Source organism: Pseudoxanthomonas sp. SE1 (assembly GCF_029542205.1).
In the GTDB taxonomy this organism is placed as follows: domain Bacteria; phylum Pseudomonadota; class Gammaproteobacteria; order Xanthomonadales; family Xanthomonadaceae; genus Pseudoxanthomonas_A.
On sequence record NZ_CP113783.1, the window covers coordinates 2,671,193 to 2,686,474 of the forward strand.

Annotated in this window: 15 protein-coding genes and 1 tRNA gene; all 16 read right to left on the reverse strand. The window is 65.2% G+C overall.

All coding sequences use genetic code 11. From position 1 onward, the window contains the following. Window positions 1–1,512, reverse strand: a complete 1,512-nt coding sequence (locus tag OY559_RS12605; protein WP_277726588.1) for an NADH-quinone oxidoreductase subunit M — start codon at window positions 1,510–1,512, stop codon at window positions 1–3. A gap of 58 nt (window positions 1,513–1,570) precedes the next feature. Further along, on the reverse strand, window positions 1,571–3,805 hold the full coding sequence (nuoL, locus tag OY559_RS12610; RefSeq protein WP_277726589.1) for an NADH-quinone oxidoreductase subunit L: 2,235 nt from the start codon (window positions 3,803–3,805) through the stop codon (window positions 1,571–1,573). Window positions 3,806–3,821: 16 nt separating this feature from the next. Next, window positions 3,822–4,127, reverse strand: coding sequence for an NADH-quinone oxidoreductase subunit NuoK (gene nuoK, locus OY559_RS12615; protein ID WP_277726590.1), 306 nt, complete (start codon window positions 4,125–4,127; stop codon window positions 3,822–3,824). Continuing rightward, on the reverse strand, window positions 4,124–4,777 hold the full coding sequence (locus OY559_RS12620) for an NADH-quinone oxidoreductase subunit J (RefSeq protein ID WP_277726591.1): 654 nt from the start codon (window positions 4,775–4,777) through the stop codon (window positions 4,124–4,126). The genes nuoK and OY559_RS12620 overlap by 4 nt, the downstream gene beginning before the upstream one ends. Before the next feature lie 10 nt (window positions 4,778–4,787). Further along, window positions 4,788–5,276, reverse strand: a complete 489-nt coding sequence (gene nuoI, locus OY559_RS12625; RefSeq protein ID WP_055943845.1) for an NADH-quinone oxidoreductase subunit NuoI — start codon at window positions 5,274–5,276, stop codon at window positions 4,788–4,790. Beyond that, complete coding sequence (nuoH, locus tag OY559_RS12630; RefSeq protein ID WP_277726592.1) at window positions 5,277–6,368, reverse strand: NADH-quinone oxidoreductase subunit NuoH; 1,092 nt, start codon at window positions 6,366–6,368, stop codon at window positions 5,277–5,279. Next, complete coding sequence (gene nuoG, locus OY559_RS12635) at window positions 6,365–8,599, reverse strand: NADH-quinone oxidoreductase subunit NuoG (RefSeq protein WP_277726593.1); 2,235 nt, start codon at window positions 8,597–8,599, stop codon at window positions 6,365–6,367. Before nuoG ends, nuoH begins: the two co-directional genes overlap by 4 nt. Continuing rightward, the gene (nuoF, locus tag OY559_RS12640) at window positions 8,596–9,966 is read right to left on the reverse strand and encodes an NADH-quinone oxidoreductase subunit NuoF (protein WP_277726594.1); all 1,371 of its coding nucleotides are present in this window, start codon (window positions 9,964–9,966) and stop codon (window positions 8,596–8,598) included. Before nuoF ends, nuoG begins: the two co-directional genes overlap by 4 nt. 4 nt (window positions 9,967–9,970) lie before the next feature. Further along, window positions 9,971–10,498, reverse strand: a complete 528-nt coding sequence (gene nuoE / locus OY559_RS12645) for an NADH-quinone oxidoreductase subunit NuoE (RefSeq protein ID WP_277726595.1) — start codon at window positions 10,496–10,498, stop codon at window positions 9,971–9,973. Beyond that, complete coding sequence (locus OY559_RS12650; protein WP_277726596.1) at window positions 10,495–11,799, reverse strand: NADH-quinone oxidoreductase subunit D; 1,305 nt, start codon at window positions 11,797–11,799, stop codon at window positions 10,495–10,497. The genes nuoE and OY559_RS12650 overlap by 4 nt, the downstream gene beginning before the upstream one ends. After that, window positions 11,796–12,521 (reverse strand): NADH-quinone oxidoreductase subunit C, encoded by a 726-nt coding sequence (locus tag OY559_RS12655; protein ID WP_277726597.1) that lies wholly within the window; start codon window positions 12,519–12,521, stop codon window positions 11,796–11,798. The genes OY559_RS12650 and OY559_RS12655 overlap by 4 nt, the downstream gene beginning before the upstream one ends. A 45-nt stretch (window positions 12,522–12,566) precedes the next feature. Further along, window positions 12,567–13,121, reverse strand: a complete 555-nt coding sequence (locus OY559_RS12660; protein ID WP_093299488.1) for a NuoB/complex I 20 kDa subunit family protein — start codon at window positions 13,119–13,121, stop codon at window positions 12,567–12,569. Next, window positions 13,112–13,468 (reverse strand): NADH-quinone oxidoreductase subunit A, encoded by a 357-nt coding sequence (locus OY559_RS12665; RefSeq protein WP_055943822.1) that lies wholly within the window; start codon window positions 13,466–13,468, stop codon window positions 13,112–13,114. The genes OY559_RS12660 and OY559_RS12665 overlap by 10 nt, the downstream gene beginning before the upstream one ends. A gap of 309 nt (window positions 13,469–13,777) precedes the next feature. After that, window positions 13,778–13,862, reverse strand: a tRNA-Leu gene (locus tag OY559_RS12670). Window positions 13,863–13,911: 49 nt separating this feature from the next. Beyond that, the gene (gene secG, locus OY559_RS12675; RefSeq protein WP_277726598.1) at window positions 13,912–14,349 is read right to left on the reverse strand and encodes a preprotein translocase subunit SecG; all 438 of its coding nucleotides are present in this window, start codon (window positions 14,347–14,349) and stop codon (window positions 13,912–13,914) included. 68 nt (window positions 14,350–14,417) lie between these two features. After that, window positions 14,418–15,176, reverse strand: a complete 759-nt coding sequence (gene tpiA / locus OY559_RS12680) for a triose-phosphate isomerase (RefSeq protein WP_277726599.1) — start codon at window positions 15,174–15,176, stop codon at window positions 14,418–14,420. Window positions 15,177–15,282: the final 106 nt, after the last annotated feature.

Below are 15,282 nucleotides of genomic sequence, written 5' to 3' on the forward strand. Positions count from 1 at the left end.
TTACAGCTTGCTGTTGGCGAGCTGCATCGCCAGTTGCGCGATCGACGGCTCCATCAGGTCGGTCAGCGGCTTGGGATACACGCCCAGCGCCAGCACGCAGACGGCGAACCCACCCAGTACCAATGCCTCGCGCAGGGACACATCCTTCAGCTCGGCCACATGGGCATTCGCCACGTCGCCGAGGATCACGCGCTTGACCAGCCACAGCGTGTAGGCCGCACCGATCACCAGCGTGGTGGCGGCGAAGAAGGCCATCAGCGGGTGCAACTGGAACGAGGCCAGGATGACCATGAACTCGCCGACGAAGCCACTGGTGCCGGGCAGGCCGGAGTTGGCCATGCCGAACAGGATGAAGAATGCGCCGAACCACGGCATCGTGTTGATGACGCCGCCGTAGTCCTTGATCATGCGGGTGTGCATGCGGTCGTACAGCACGCCGACGCAAGTGAACATCGCGCCGGAAATGAAGCCGTGGCTGATCATCTGCACCATCGCGCCCTGCAGGCCCAGGCGCGCGCCGTCCAGGTTGCCGGCGTCGCGCACCAGGCTGAAGGCGATGAAGATGCCCAGCGTGACGAAGCCCATGTGCGAAACGGACGAATAGGCGATCAGCTTCTTCATGTCGTCCTGCACCAGCGCCACCAGGCCCACGTAGACCACGGCGATCAGCGACAGCACGATGACGAACGTGGCCCACTCATGGCCGGCGTCGGGGACGATCGGCAGGCTGAAACGCAGCAGGCCGTAGCCGCCGATCTTCAGCGCGATCGCCGCCAGGATCACCGAGCCCGCGGTCGGCGCCTCGACATGCGCGTCCGGCAGCCAGGTATGCACCGGGAACATCGGGATCTTCACCGCGAACGCGATCAGGAATGCGAAGAACAGCCACATCTGTTCTTTCGCATTCAAGGGCAGCGCATACAGGTCGGCCAGCTGGAAGCTGCCGCCCTTGATGTACAGATACACCAGGCCGACCAGCATCAACACCGAGCCGAGGAACGTGTACAGGAAGAACTTCAGCGAGGCATAGATGCGGCGCGGACCGCCCCAGACGCCGATGATCAGGAACATCGGGATCAGCATCGCTTCGAAGAACACGTAGAACAGCACCGCATCGCTGGCAGCGAAGATGCCGTTGGTCAGGCCTTCCAGGATCAGGAACGCGGCCACGTACTGCGCCACACGCTTGTTCACCGAACCCCACGCGCCTGCAAGCGTCAGCACGGTGATCAGCGTGTTGAGCAGCAACAGCGCCACCGCGATGCCATCGGCGCCGAGGTTGTAGTGGATGTCGAAACTCGGGATCCAGGCGTGGGTTTCGATGAACTGCAGGCTCGGATTCGCGTAGTCGAAGCCGGTCAGCAGGCCGAGGCTGGCCACGAACGTCAGCACCGCAACCACCAGACCCAGCCAGCGGGCGGCATCGGCCCGGGCGTTGCCCAGGGCAAGCACCAGCGCGCCACCCAGGATGGGCAGCCAGATCAGAACACTAAGCAGGGGCCAGTTCGACACGTTGTGTTATCCGTTGAGTTCTTCGCCAGGACGATCCGCACGCAGCGGTGTCAGGTCGTTACTGCCAAAACTTGATGACGACGCCCAGCAGCAGGATCAGGCCGACGATCATCGCGAACGCGTAGTGGTACAGGTAGCCGGACTGGGTCTTGCGCAGCAACTGCGCCCCCAGGTCGACCAGCTTCGCCGTACCGTTCACCGCCGCGCCATCGATCACGTGGCTGTCGAAGGCGCGCGACGCCTTGCCCAGCTTCACGCCGCCGCCGGCAAAGCCGTTGATCCAGAGATGGTCGGCCCAGTACTTCTTGTCCAGGATGTTGGTCAGGAAGGCGCCAACGGTGCTGTGGCGGACCTTGCCCGGCAGGTCTGGCTTGAACAGGTACAGAAACGTCGCCAGCGCGAAGCCACCCACTGCCAGCCACAAGGCGGGGGTTTTCACGCTATGCAGCGCGAGCGCCCAAGGGCCGTGCCACAGCTCGTCCTTCAGCGCCATTACGGTATCGCGTGGTGAGACGGCCAGCGACGGGTCGAGGCGCAGGAAGTCGATCGCTCCCAGGAAGAACGGCGTCGCCTCATGGTGACCGGTCCAGTCGGTGCCAAACAGCATCGGCCCAGCGGTGAAATAGCCGATGATGATCGACGGGATCGCCAGCAGCACCAGCGGCACCGTCACCACCCAGGGAGATTCGTGCGGCTCGTGTGCGCCGTGGTGACCGTGATCGTCGTGACCATGGTCGTCGTGGGCGTGGTCGTGATGGGCGTCGTGGCCATGGCCATGGTCCGCATGCGCGTCCCGGAAGCGCTCCTTGCCATGGAACGTCAGATACAGCAGGCGGAAGCTGTAGAAGCTGGTGACGAACACACCCAGCAGCACCGCCCAGTAACCGTAGGTGGCGATCCACTCGCTCGGCCCCTGGTATCCCTGCGCGGCCATCACGCCCATCTCGGCCACCTTCTCGCCCACTTCGTGCGCCACGTGCTGGTGGTGCTTGGCGGCCTCGATGATGGTGTCCTTCGAGTAGAACCCCGAGAAGAACGGCGTGCCGACCAGCGCCAACGTGCCGATCAGGCTGGTGATCCAGGTGATGGGCATGTGCTTGCGCAGGCCACCCATCTTCCGCATGTCCTGCTCGTGGTGCATGCCGATGATGACCGAGCCCGCCGCCAGGAACAGCAGCGCCTTGAAGAAGGCGTGCGTCATCAGGTGGAACACGGCCGCCGAGTACGCAGACACGCCCAGCGCCACCGTCATGTAGCCCAGCTGCGACAGCGTGGAGTACGCCACCACGCGCTTGATGTCGTTCTGCACGATGCCGATCAGGCCGGTGAACAGCGCGGTCGTCGCACCGATGAACAGCACGAAGTCCAACGCCGTCTGCGACAGCTCGAACAGCGGCGACATGCGCGCCACCATGAAGATGCCGGCGGTCACCATCGTCGCCGCGTGGATCAGCGCCGAGATCGGCGTGGGGCCTTCCATCGAATCGGGCAGCCACACGTGCAACGGCACCTGCGCCGACTTGCCCATCGCGCCGATGAACAGGCAGATGCAGGTGAGCGTCGCCATCGACCAGATCACCGGCTGGTCCAGGACCTGCCAGGTTTCGCCGAACAGCGTGAGCGCGCCAGACCACACCGGCACGGCCTTGCCGGCCAGCATCGGTGAGTTGGCGAACACGGTGGCGTAATCCAGCGTGCCGAACATCAGCAGCACGCAGCCGATACCGAGCAGGAAGCCGAAGTCGCCGACGCGGTTGACCAGGAAGGCCTTCATGTTGGCGAAGATCGCCGTCGGCCGCTTGAACCAGAAGCCGATCAGCAGGTACGACACCAGGCCCACCGCTTCCCAGCCGAAGAACAGCTGCAGGAAGTTGTTGCTCATCACCAGCATCAGCATGCTGAAGGTGAACAGCGAGATGTAGCTGAAGAAGCGCTGGTAGCCCGGATCTTCGGCCATGTAGCCGATGGTGTAGATGTGCACCAGCAGCGACACGAAGGTCACCACGACCATCATCATCGCGGTCAGCTTGTCGATCATGAAACCGACGTGGCCGGTGATGTTGCCCACTTCGAAGAACGTGTACAGGTTCTGGTTGAACGGCGACGCGCCCTGCGCCACCAGCTGGTACAGCACCCAGCACGACAGCGCGCAGCTGGTCGCCACGCCCAGGATGGTGGCGGTGTGCGCGCCGGCACGACCGACGAAGCGGCCGAACAGCCCGGCGATGATGCTGCCCAGCAGCGGCGCCAGCACGATGGCCAGCAGCACGTTCTTGGAGAGGAGGACTTCCATACCGGTCATCGGTGCATCAGCCTTTGAGCGTGTCGACTTCGGCCACGTTGATCGTGCGCCGGGTGCGGAACAGGGTGACCAGGATCGCCAGGCCGATGGCGGCCTCGGCCGCGGCCACGGTCAGGATGAGGAACACGAAGATCTGGCCGGCCGCGTCACCGAGCTCGCGCGAGAACGCGACGAAGTTGATGTTCACCGACAGCAGCATCAGTTCGATCGACATCAGCAGCACGATGACGTTCTTCCGGTTCAGGAAGATGCCGGCCAGGCTGATGCAGAACAGCACGGCGCCGAGCGCCAGCAGGTGGCCTACGGAAATCATGCCTTGCCCTCCCCTTCTGCCGGGGCGCTGGCCGGCGTTTCGCGCACCGGCTTCTCGGCCGGCATCGACACCATGCGGATGCGGTCGCGCGCCTTCACGCGCGACTGCTCGCCCGGGTCCTGCGTCTTGATGCCGGTGCGCTTGCGCAGCGTCAGCATCACGGCGGCGACCACCGCCACGGTCAGGATAACGGCGGCGAACTCGAACGGCAGCAGGAACTCGGTGAACAGCGTGCGTGCCAGCCACGCGGTGTTGGACACTTCGGCAGCGGCGGACGCGGCGTTGTCCTGGAACGGCATCGCCATCTTCGCCTTGATGCCGATCAGCACCAGCATCTGCGCCAGCATGACCACGGCGACCAGCAGGCCGACCGGCAGGAACTTCACCCAGCCCTCGCGCAACGCGTCGACATCGATGTCGAGCATCATCACCACGAACAGGAACAGCACCATCACCGCGCCCACGTAGACGAGGATCAGCGCGACGCCCAGGAACTCCGCGCCCACCAGCAACCAGGTGCAGGCCACCGAGAAGAACGTCAGGATGAGGCACAGCACGGCATGCACCGGGTTGCGCACGCTGATCACTGCGCCGGCGGCGATGACCGCGACGGTGGCGAAAGCGTAAAAACTGATCAGGACCCAATCCATTCTTCGGACCTCAGCGGAAGGCGGCGTCGGCGGCGCGGCGCTCGGCGATCTCGGCTTCCAGCCGGTCTCCGATCGCCAGCAGCTGCGGCTTGGTGACGATGTTCTGCCCGCGCTTGTCGAAGTGGTACTCCAGCACGTGCGTCTCCACGATCGAATCCACCGGGCAGCTTTCCTCGCAGAAGCCGCAGTAGATGCACTTGAACAGGTCGATGTCGTAGCGCGTGGTGCGACGGGTGCCGTCCTCGCGCGGGGCCGAGTCGATGGTGATGGCCAGCGCCGGGCAGACCGCTTCGCACAGCTTGCAGGCGATGCAGCGCTCTTCGCCGTTCGGGTAACGGCGCAGCGCGTGCAGGCCGCGGAAGCGCGGCGACTGCGGGAACTTCTCCATCGGGTACATCAGCGTGTACTTCGGCTTGAAGGTGTACTTCAGCGTCAGCCACAGGCCCTGCATCAGTTCCAGCAGCATCAGGCTCTTGAAGTAGTGCACAACCTTGTTCATTTACACACCCTTCTCGAACACACCGAAGAACACCAACAACGCCGTCACCGCGATCCACGCGATGGTCAGCGGAATGAACACCTTCCAGCCCAGGCGCATGATCTGGTCGTAGCGGTAGCGCGGGAAGCTGGCGCGAAACCAGATGTAGGCGCTGGCGAAGAACAGCACCTTCAGCAGCAGCCACGGCCAGCCGCCGGCCCAGATCCAGTTGATCCACGGCGATACGTCGGCGGTGATCCAGCCCTGCAGCGGGCTCAGCCAGCCGCCCAGGAAGAACAGCGACACCAGGAAGCTGACCAGGATCATGTTGGCGTATTCGGCCAGGAAGAACAGCGCGAACGCCGCACCCGAATACTCCACCATGTGGCCGGCGACGATTTCCGACTCGCCTTCCACCACGTCGAACGGCGAGCGGTTGGTCTCGGCGACGCCGGACACCCAGTACACGATGAACAGCGGGAACAGCGGCAGCCAGAACCACTCGAAGAAGCCAGCGTTGCCGGACTGCGCCATCACGATGTCGGTCAGGTTCAGGCTGCCGGCGGCGATCAGCACGCCGACCAGCGCGAAGCCCATCGCGATCTCGTAGCTGACCACCTGCGCGGCGGAACGCATCGCGCCGAGGAACGCGTACTTCGAGTTCGACGCCCAGCCGGCGATGATGATGCCGTACACGCCCAGCGAGGTCATCGCCAGCAGGTACAGCAGGCCGGCATTGGCGTTCGACAGCACCAACTGGTAGTCGAACGGCACCACCGCCCATGCCGCGAACGCCGGCGCCAGCGTGATCAGCGGCGCCAGGATGTACATGGTCTTCTGCGCGCTGCTGGGCTGGATGATTTCCTTGAACAGCAGTTTGAACACGTCGGCGAAGGCCTGGAAGATGCCCATGCCCACGTACATCGGCCCGTGGCGCACGTGCATCCAGCCGATCAGCTTGCGCTCCCACACCACGTAGAACGCAACCGAGATGATCACCGGCATGGCGATCACCAGGATCTTCAGCACGATCCACAGCGCCATGCCGATGTCGCCCAGCCCGAAGAACCACTCGCGCAGGGGGCCGACGGCGTTGATCAACAGCTCGTTCATGCGCTCACCACCGTGACACGTCCTGCGCCCAGCGGCGCAGTCGCGCCGTAGCCGCTCTCGATCCACGCGGCGCCCGCCGCGACGCGGGCATCCACCACTACCGGCAACGCGGCCGTGCCGATGCCGTTGCCGACCTTGGCCATCTGGCCTTCGGCGACGCCGGCGGCCTGCGCGTCGGCAGGATTCAGCACGATGCGGTCACCCACGTTCAGCGGGTGCGCCTGCAACGCTTCGGCGCGGCGGACGGTACCGTCGGTGCGATAGATCGCCGCGCTGACGGCCAGTTCCAGTCCCTGACCATTCAGTGCAGGTGCTGCGGATTTCGCGATCACGACGGGCTTCGCGTTGCTGATGGCATCGCGCATCCCTGCAACATCGGTGAACTCGAAGCCGGCGAGCTGCAGTTCGCCGCCGAGTGCGCGCAGCACCTTCCAGCCTTCGCGTGCTTCACCCGGCAACTTGCCGGCGGCCTGCGTGCGCTGGTCCACGCCGTCGAGGTTGGTCAGCGTCGCCTCGATTTCCGGCAGCAGACCGATGGGGAGGATCACATCGGCCACGTCGCGCGTGGACTTGCACGCGAAATGGCTGAACGCCACGACCTTCGCAGAGGCCAGCGCGCGCGACGCGGCCGGCGTATCGGCGAAATCGAGGCCCGGCTCGATGCCGTAGATGACATAGGCGTTGCGCGGCTCGGCGAACATGCCGGCCACGTCGCGACCGCTCGGCAGCACGCCGTGACGCGCCAGGCCAACGGCATTGGCGCCCTGCGGGATGCGGCACAGCGAAGCGCCGGTCGCGGTGGCGAACTCGCCGGCGGCAGCGCGCAGCGCGGCGGCCTGCGGATGGTTCTCGACGACGCCACCGACGATCACGACCGCACGGTTGGCGCCCCTGGCGACATCGCGCAATGCGGCTCCGTTCAATGCTTCGCCCAACTTCGACGGTGCGACGATCTGCTTGCCCGCCAGACTGAACGCGAAGTCGAAGTCGACCGGATTGACCGCATGCACCTTGGCGCCCTTGCGGACGGCCTTGCGGATACGCTGGTGCAGCAGCGGCAGTTCGTGGCGGATGTTGGTGCCGAACAGCACGATGACATCGGCCTGCTCGATCTCCGCCAGCGGCAGCGCGAACGGCTCGGCCACCGCGCCATCGGAGAAGTCGCGGTTGTTGATGCGGTGATCCAGGTTGCCGGTGCCCAAGCCGTCGGCGAGCTTGGCCAGCAGGCCGCCCTCCTCGTTCGACACCGCCGGGTGCACCAGCACGCCGAGGCTGTCGCCCCTGTTCGCGCGCAGGATCTCGGCAGCGGCGGCCAGGCCTTCGGCCCAGGACACTTCGCGCCACTCGCCATTGATCTTCTGCAGCGGCTTCACCGCGCGGTCATCGGCGTACAGGCCCTGGTGCGAATAGCGGTCGCGGTCGGACAGCCAGCATTCGTTGACGGCTTCGTTCTCGCGCGGCACCGCGCGCAGCACTTCACCGCGGCGCGAGTGATAGAACACGTTGGAGCCCATCGCGTCGTGGAAGCCCACGGATTCACGCGCGATCAGTTCCCACGGACGGGCGCGGAACTGGAACACCTTGTTGGTCAGCGCGCCCACCGGGCACACGTCGATGACATTGCCGGAGATCTCGGTGGTCAGCGGCTTGCCGTCGTAGGTACCGATCTGCAGGTTCTCGCCGCGGTACATGCCGCCCAGCTCGTAGGTACCGGCGACGTCGGCGGTGAAGCGCACGCAGCGCGTGCACTGGATGCAGCGGGTCATCTCCGTGGCGACCAGAGGACCGATGTCCTCGTCCGGCACCACGCGCTTGCGTTCCTGGAAGCGGCTGACCGAGCGGCCGTAGCCGAGCGACAGGTCCTGCAGCTCGCATTCGCCGCCCTGGTCGCAGATCGGGCAGTCCAGCGGATGGTTGATCAGCAGGAATTCCATCACGTTGCGCTGCGACTTCAACGCCTTGTCGCTGCGCGTGGCGATCTTCATGCCATCCATCACCGGCGTGGCGCAGGCCGGCGCCGGCTTCGGCATCTTCTCGACTTCCACCAGGCACATGCGGCAGTTGGCCGCGATCGGCAGCTTCTCGTGGTAGCAGAAGCGCGGGATCGGGATGCCCGCCTTGTCGGCGGCCTGGATGATCATCGAACCCTTGGGCGCGGCCATCTCGACACCGTCGATGAAAACGGTGACGTGGTCCGGCGGCAGGTTGGGATTCACGGGCTGCGCACTCACGCGGCCACCTCCAGGTTGGAACGGACCACCGTGCCGTCGCGCTCGTCGTCGACGAGGAAACGCTTGTTGACGATCGCGTATTCGAATTCGTGCCAGAAGTGGCGCAGCATGCCCTGCACCGGCCACGCGGCGGCTTCGCCGAACGCGCAGATGGTGTGGCCTTCGATCTGGCCCGCGGCCGCGCGAAGCGTGTGCAGGTCCTCGATCGTGGCCTTGTGCTCGGCCACGCGGGTCAGCATGCGGTACATCCAGCCGGTGCCTTCGCGGCACGGCGTGCACTGTCCGCAGCTTTCCTTGAAGTAGAACCGCGCGATGCGCTGGCAGGCACGCACCATGCAGGTGGTGTCGTCCATCACGACGACCGCGCCCGATCCCAGACCGGAACCGGCCTTCTGGATGCTGTCGTAATCCATCGTCAGGCCCATCATCACCTCGCCCGGCAGCACCGGCATCGAGGAACCGCCCGGGATGACCGCCTTGAGCTTGCGTCCTTCGCGCATGCCACCGCACAGCTCGAGCAGGTCGGCGAACGATGTGCCAAGGCGGATCTCATGGTTGCCCGGCTTCGCGACGTGGCCTGAGACCGAGAAGATCTTGCAGCCGCCGTTGTTGGGCTTGCCCAAGTTCATGAACCACTCGGCGCCGTTACGCACGATCGCCGGCACCGACGCGTAGGTTTCGGTGTTGTTGATCGTGGTCGGCTTGCCGTACAGGCCGAAGTTGGCCGGGAACGGCGGCTTGAAGCGCGGCTGGCCCTTCTTGCCTTCCAGCGACTCCATCAGCGCGGTTTCTTCGCCGCAGATGTAGGCGCCCGCGCCGAGCGCGTTGTACAGGTCGATGTCCACGCCCGAGCCGAGGATGTTCTTGCCCAGCCAGCCATGCTTGTAGGCTTCGGCGGTGGCTTCTTCCAGGTGCTCGAAGGGTTCGTGGTGGAACTCGCCGCGCAGGTAGTTGTAGCCCACGGTGGAGCCGGTGGCGTAGCACGCGATCGCCATGCCCTCGATCACCGCATGCGGGTTGTAGCGCAGGATGTCGCGGTCCTTGGCGGTGCCTGGCTCGGACTCGTCCGAGTTGCAGAGAATGTACTTCTGCATATCGCCCTTGGGCATGAAGCTCCACTTCAGGCCGGTCGGGAAACCTGCGCCGCCACGGCCGCGCAGGCCGGACTGCTTGACCATCTCGACGACATCGGCCGGCGGGATCTTCTCTTCGATGATCCTGCGCAGCGCGGCGTAGCCGCCGGTCTTCAGATAGTTCTCGTACGACCACGGCTTGTCGAAGTGCAGCGTGGTGTAGACGGCCTGGTGCTCCTTGGGAGCGGGGCCGACCGGGCCGTAGCCTTCGGAATAGTGAGAGTGGCCTGCCATGCGCTTACTCCAGCCCGTCCAGCAGCTCGTCGACTTTCGCCGGCGTCAGCTTCTCGTGGTAATGGCCATTGATGACCACGACCGGCGCGCCGCAGCACGCGGCCACGCACTCTTCTTCGCGCTTCAGGTACACGCGACCGTCGGCGGTGGATTCGCCCAGCTTGCAGCCGAGCTTCTTCTCCGCGTGCGCGACCAGATCCTCGGCACCGTTGAGCCAGCAGCTGATGTTGGTGCAGAAGGCGACATTGTTGCGGCCGACCTTCTCGGTCTCGAACATCGAGTAGAAGCTGGCGACCTCGTAGGCCCACACCGGCGGCAGGTCCAGGTACTTGGCGACGGCGGCGATCAGCTCGTCGGTCAGCCAACCTTCGTTCTGCTCCTGCGCCGCATGCAGACCCTGCAGTACCGCGGAACGCTTGCGGTCCGGCGGGAACTTGGTCAGCCAATGATCGATGTGCGCGCGCGTCCTGTCGCTCAACGCCACCAGCGGATCGACGTTCTGCGCCGCCTCGAAATTACCCGTGGCCCTCATCGGTCCACCTCACCAAAGACAAGATCATAAGTACCGATCATCGCGACGACGTCGGGGAGCATGTGGCCGCGCACGATCTCGTCCATGGAGGACAGGTGCGCGAAGCCCGGCGCGCGCAACTTCACGCGGAACGGTTTGTTGGCGCCATCGGACACCAGGTAGCAACCGAACTCGCCCTTCGGTGCCTCGACCGCGGCATAGGTTTCGCCGGCCGGCACGCAGTAGCCTTCGCTGAAGAGCTTGAAGTGGTGGATCAGCGCTTCCATGTCGTCCTTCATCTCCTCGCGGGAGGGCGGCGCGACCTTGAAGTTCTGCACCATGACCGGGCCCGGGTTGGCCTTCAGCCACTTCACGCACTGCTGGATGATGCGGTTGGACTGGCGCATCTCGGCGACGCGGACCAGGTAACGGTCGTAGCAGTCGCCATTGACACCGACCGGAATGTCGAAATCGACCACGTCGTACTTCGCGTATGGCTGCTTCTTGCGCAGGTCCCAGGCGATACCCGAACCACGCAGCATCGCGCCGGTCATGCCCAGCGCACGCGCCTGTTCCGGCGAGACCACGCCGATGCCGACGGTGCGCTGCTTCCAGATGCGGTTGTCGGTCAGCAGCGTCTCGTATTCATCGACGCGCTTGGGGAATTCGTTGGTGAAGTCTTCCAGGAAGTCCAGCAGCGAACCTTCGCGCGCCTGGTTGAACTGCTTCAGCGCCTTGCCCTTGCGCCAGGGCGATTCCTTGTACTTCGGCATGCGGTCCGGCAGGTCGCGGTACACGCCGCCCGGACGGTAGTACGTCGCATGCATGCGCGCGCCACTGACCGCTTCGTAGCAGTCCATCAGCTCTTCGCGCTCGCGGAAGGCGTACAGCATCACCGCCATCGCACCGAGGTCGAGCGCGTTGGAACCGATCCACATCAGGTGATTCAGGATGCGGGTGATTTCGTCGAACATCGTGCGGATGTACTGCGCGCGTTCCGGCGCCTCGATGCCCATCAGCGTCTCGATGGCGCGCACGTAGGCGTGCTCGTTGCACATCATCGACACGTAGTCCAGGCGATCCATGTAGCCGATCGACTGGTTGAACGGCTTGGATTCGGCCAGCTTCTCGGTGCCCCGGTGCAGCAGGCCGACGTGGGGATCGGCGCGCACGATGGTCTCGCCGTCCATTTCCAGGATCAGGCGCAGCACGCCGTGCGCGGCCGGATGCTGCGGGCCGAAGTTCAGCGTGTAGTTGCGGATTTCCTGCTTGCCCTCGGCAGGATTGCTGGCGAACGCGACGCCGGATTGCGGATTGCTCATGCCTTGCCCTCGCGTGCAGCAGCTTCGCCTGCAGCGGTCTGGTAACGGGCGTCGTCGCGGATCACGCGCGGCACGCCGACGCGCGGCTCAACCGAGGTGACCGGCTCGTACACCACGCGCTTCTTCTCTTCGTCGTAACGGACTTCGACGTTGCCGATCAGCGGGAAATCCTTGCGGAACGGATGACCGACGAAACCGTAATCGGTCAGGATGCGGCGCAGGTCCGGATGACCTTCAAAGATGATGCCGTACAGGTCGAACGCCTCGCGCTCGAACCAGTTCAGGCCCGGCCACACGTCGCACAGCGACGCCACCACCGGCAGGCCGTCATCCGGCGCGAAGCAGCGCACGCGGACGCGGCGGTTGTGCTGGTACGACAGCAGGTGCAGGACCACCGCGAAGCGGTTGGGTTGCGCGGCACCCTGCGGGCGCTGCTCCCAGTTGAAGCGACCCGGACCGAACCCCTCCACGCCGCGACTGAAACCCGCGGAGGAGACGTCGGCCGTGTCCCATTCGGTACTGCCGTAGCCCAGGTAATCGACGCCGCTGACATCGACGGCCTGTTCGAAGCCGAACTCGTCGCGCAACGCCAGGCAGACAGCGTGCCAGGACGCGGAGGGCACTTCCAGGGTGATCTCGCCGCGCGGCTCGGCCACGCTGACCGTCGCGTCCGCGAAGCGGGCGCGCAGCTGGTCGGTGAAGTTTGCAGCTTGCTCTGCCATGGGGCGTGGCGTGCTCTGAAGGGGGATGTCGGGGGGAAGCAGGAATCAGCGCGCGATGGTCTGCGTGCGCCAGATCTTCTTCTGCAACTGCAGGATGCCGTACACCAGCGCCTCGGCCGTGGGCGGGCAACCGGGTACGTAGACGTCCACCGGCACGATGCGGTCGCAACCGCGCACGACGGAGTACGAGTAGTGGTAGTAGCCGCCGCCATTGGCGCAGCTGCCCATCGAGATCACCCACTTCGGCTCGGGCATCTGGTCGTAGACCTTGCGCAGCGCCGGGGCCATCTTGTTGACCAGCGTGCCGGCCACGATCATCACGTCGGACTGGCGCGGCGACGGGCGGAACACCACGCCGTAGCGATCCAGGTCCAGGCGCGAGGTGCCCGCGTGCATCATCTCCACCGCACAGCAGGCCAGACCAAAGGTCATCGGCCACATCGAACCGGTACGCGCCCAGTTCATCAGCGCATCCACGCTGGTGGTCACGTAGCCCTTTTCCAGCAACGGATTGTCGCCTTCGGGGCGCAGGATGTCGTCCACCCGCCCTTCCGGGATCGGGTTGTTCATCAGACGGTCGACGGTCTGGATCACTCCCATTCGAGCGCTCCCTTCTTCCAAACGTAAATGAAGCCGAGGAACAGCATGCCCACGAACAGGCCCATCGTGACCAGCGCACGCGGACCCAGCTCCTGGAACACCAGCGTCCACGGAACAATGAAGATGATTTCCAGATCGAACACGATGAACTGGATGGCGATCAGGTAGTAGCGCACGTCGAACTTCATGCGTGCGTCTTCGAAAGCCTCGAAGCCGCATTCGTACGGAGACAGCTTCTGCGCGTCCGGACGACGCGGCCCCAGGAAGCGGCCGGCCACCATCAGCGCGATGCCGATGCCGGTGGCGACGATCAGGAACAACAGGGTGGGCAGGTAGTTGGCCAGCACTCGCTTGTCTCTTCTTGTCCTATCCGCCGGCGCGCATGACTGCGGCTCGGCATGAATGGGGCTTGCATCGCCCGCCCGGCCCCGGCGTATGCCGCGACCGACCCTCTGGCGACGCCGCCCGGGCCCACCTTCTGCGGGAGCCCTTCCGCAACACGTACCGGGCGCCCGATGAATCGCCGGGATTGTAACGGTTCGTGAACTCGCTAGTAAACGATTACCCGCGCATATCGCGGTTCTCGACAAAAGAAAAAACCCGCCGGATGGCGGGTTTTTCGATGCGGGAACGACATTCATGCCGACCCGCCGTATTGGTGCCCAAGAGGGGACTCGAACCCCTACGACTTTCGTCGCTACCACCTCAAGGTAGTGCGTCTACCAATTCCGCCACCTGGGCAATCAAACCTTTACGCAGCGCTTCGCGCGCCCCGCCATTGTAGCCGGGCTCAGCCGCCCTGCGGCGGTGTCGCCGGCACCTGTTCGCCTGCGGGCGCTGCGTCCTGCGGCGCGGCGGGCACGGTGCCGGCCGGTGCAGGCGCCTGCTGGATCGGTGTACTCGGCACGGTCGACGGCTTCGGCAATTCGCCAGCAGGAGCGGCAGGCGCCGCCGGCAGCTGCGACATCACGCCGAGGTTCTGCTGCGTGGTCGGACGCGCGCTGTGCGTGGCGTACCACGCCATGAACAGACTGATGCCGAAGAACACGATGGCCAGCCACTTGGTGCTCTTGGACAGGAAGTTGGACGCGCCGCGCGCACCGAACACCGTGCCGGAAGCCCCGCCGCCAAAGCCGGAACCGGCCTGGGCACCCGAGCCACGCTGCATCAGCACCAGCGCGATGATGGCGATGGCCACCAGCACGTAAACCACATTCAGGATCAACATCCACTGCATCGGAATCAGTCTCAACCGGTTGAGTCGTCCGGCCCGCGAGGGTCCGGTCTTGCCAGGGGCTACCCCCGACCGGCCGCCGCCTGCGCGATGGCCAGGAAATCCCGGGCGACCAGGGAAGCGCCGCCCACCAGCCCTCCATCGACATCGGGCTGCGAGAACAGTTCCGCGGCGTTGTCGGGCTTCACGCTGCCTCCATAGAGGAGGGTCAGCGAATCGGCGATTCTAGCATCGCGCGCGGCCACTTCGCCACGGATGAAGGCATGGACGGCCTGCGCCTGCTCCGGCGTGGCGGTCAGGCCTGTGCCGATGGCCCAGACCGGCTCGTAGGAGATCACTGCGTCGGCGAAGGCCTGCGGTCCGGCAAGGTCGAACACCGCTTCCAGTTGTTTCAGGATGCGGAACTCGGTCTGGCCGTCCTTGCGCTGCTGCTCGGTCTCGCCCACGCAGAGCACCGGGATCAGGCCGGCATGCTTGGCCGCGACGAACTTACGGGCCACGAACTCGCTGCTCTCGTTGTGGTACTGGCGACGCTCGGAATGGCCCACCAGGCCATACCTCGCGCCCACGTCGACCAGCATGGAGGCCGAGACTTCGCCGGTATAGGCACCCTTCTCGTTGCTGCTGACGTCCTGGGCGCCGAACGCGACGCCGCGCTGGCCGTAGTCTTCGATCAGCTCGCCCAGGTAGGGCAACGGCGGCAGGACCAGCACGTCCACGCCGTCCAGAGGAAGGCCTGCGACCAACTCGTCCATCAGCGCGGCGGCGAAACCGCGGTTGCCGTGGAGCTTCCAGTTCCCAGCCACGAGCTTGCGGCGCATAAGACCAATTCCTGTCCAGTTCGGGTCGCGCAGTCTAGCCGATGTTGTCCGGCGCACCTACCCGTCGCGCTATCGTGCAGGCCGAGCCGCCTTCGACGACCAGGAT

Bases quoted from the DNA above. Each gene is read 5' to 3' on its own strand.
- nuoL (WP_277726589.1), bottom strand. From the start codon at position 3,805: ATGGAAGTCCTCCTCTCCAAGAACGTGCTGCTGGCCATCGTGCTGGCG.
- nuoK (WP_277726590.1), bottom strand. From the start codon at position 4,127: ATGATTTCCGTAGGCCACCTGCTGGCGCTCGGCGCCGTGCTGTTCTGC.
- OY559_RS12620 (WP_277726591.1), bottom strand. From the start codon at position 4,777: ATGGATTGGGTCCTGATCAGTTTTTACGCTTTCGCCACCGTCGCGGTC.
- nuoI (WP_055943845.1), bottom strand. From the start codon at position 5,276: ATGAACAAGGTTGTGCACTACTTCAAGAGCCTGATGCTGCTGGAACTG.
- nuoH (WP_277726592.1), bottom strand. From the start codon at position 6,368: ATGAACGAGCTGTTGATCAACGCCGTCGGCCCCCTGCGCGAGTGGTTC.
- nuoF (WP_277726594.1), bottom strand. From the start codon at position 9,966: ATGGCAGGCCACTCTCACTATTCCGAAGGCTACGGCCCGGTCGGCCCC.
- nuoE (WP_277726595.1), bottom strand. From the start codon at position 10,498: ATGAGGGCCACGGGTAATTTCGAGGCGGCGCAGAACGTCGATCCGCTG.
- OY559_RS12650 (WP_277726596.1), bottom strand. From the start codon at position 11,799: ATGAGCAATCCGCAATCCGGCGTCGCGTTCGCCAGCAATCCTGCCGAG.
- OY559_RS12655 (WP_277726597.1), bottom strand. From the start codon at position 12,521: ATGGCAGAGCAAGCTGCAAACTTCACCGACCAGCTGCGCGCCCGCTTC.
- OY559_RS12660 (WP_093299488.1), bottom strand. From the start codon at position 13,121: ATGGGAGTGATCCAGACCGTCGACCGTCTGATGAACAACCCGATCCCG.
- secG (WP_277726598.1), bottom strand. From the start codon at position 14,349: ATGTTGATCCTGAATGTGGTTTACGTGCTGGTGGCCATCGCCATCATC.
- tpiA (WP_277726599.1), bottom strand. From the start codon at position 15,176: ATGCGCCGCAAGCTCGTGGCTGGGAACTGGAAGCTCCACGGCAACCGC.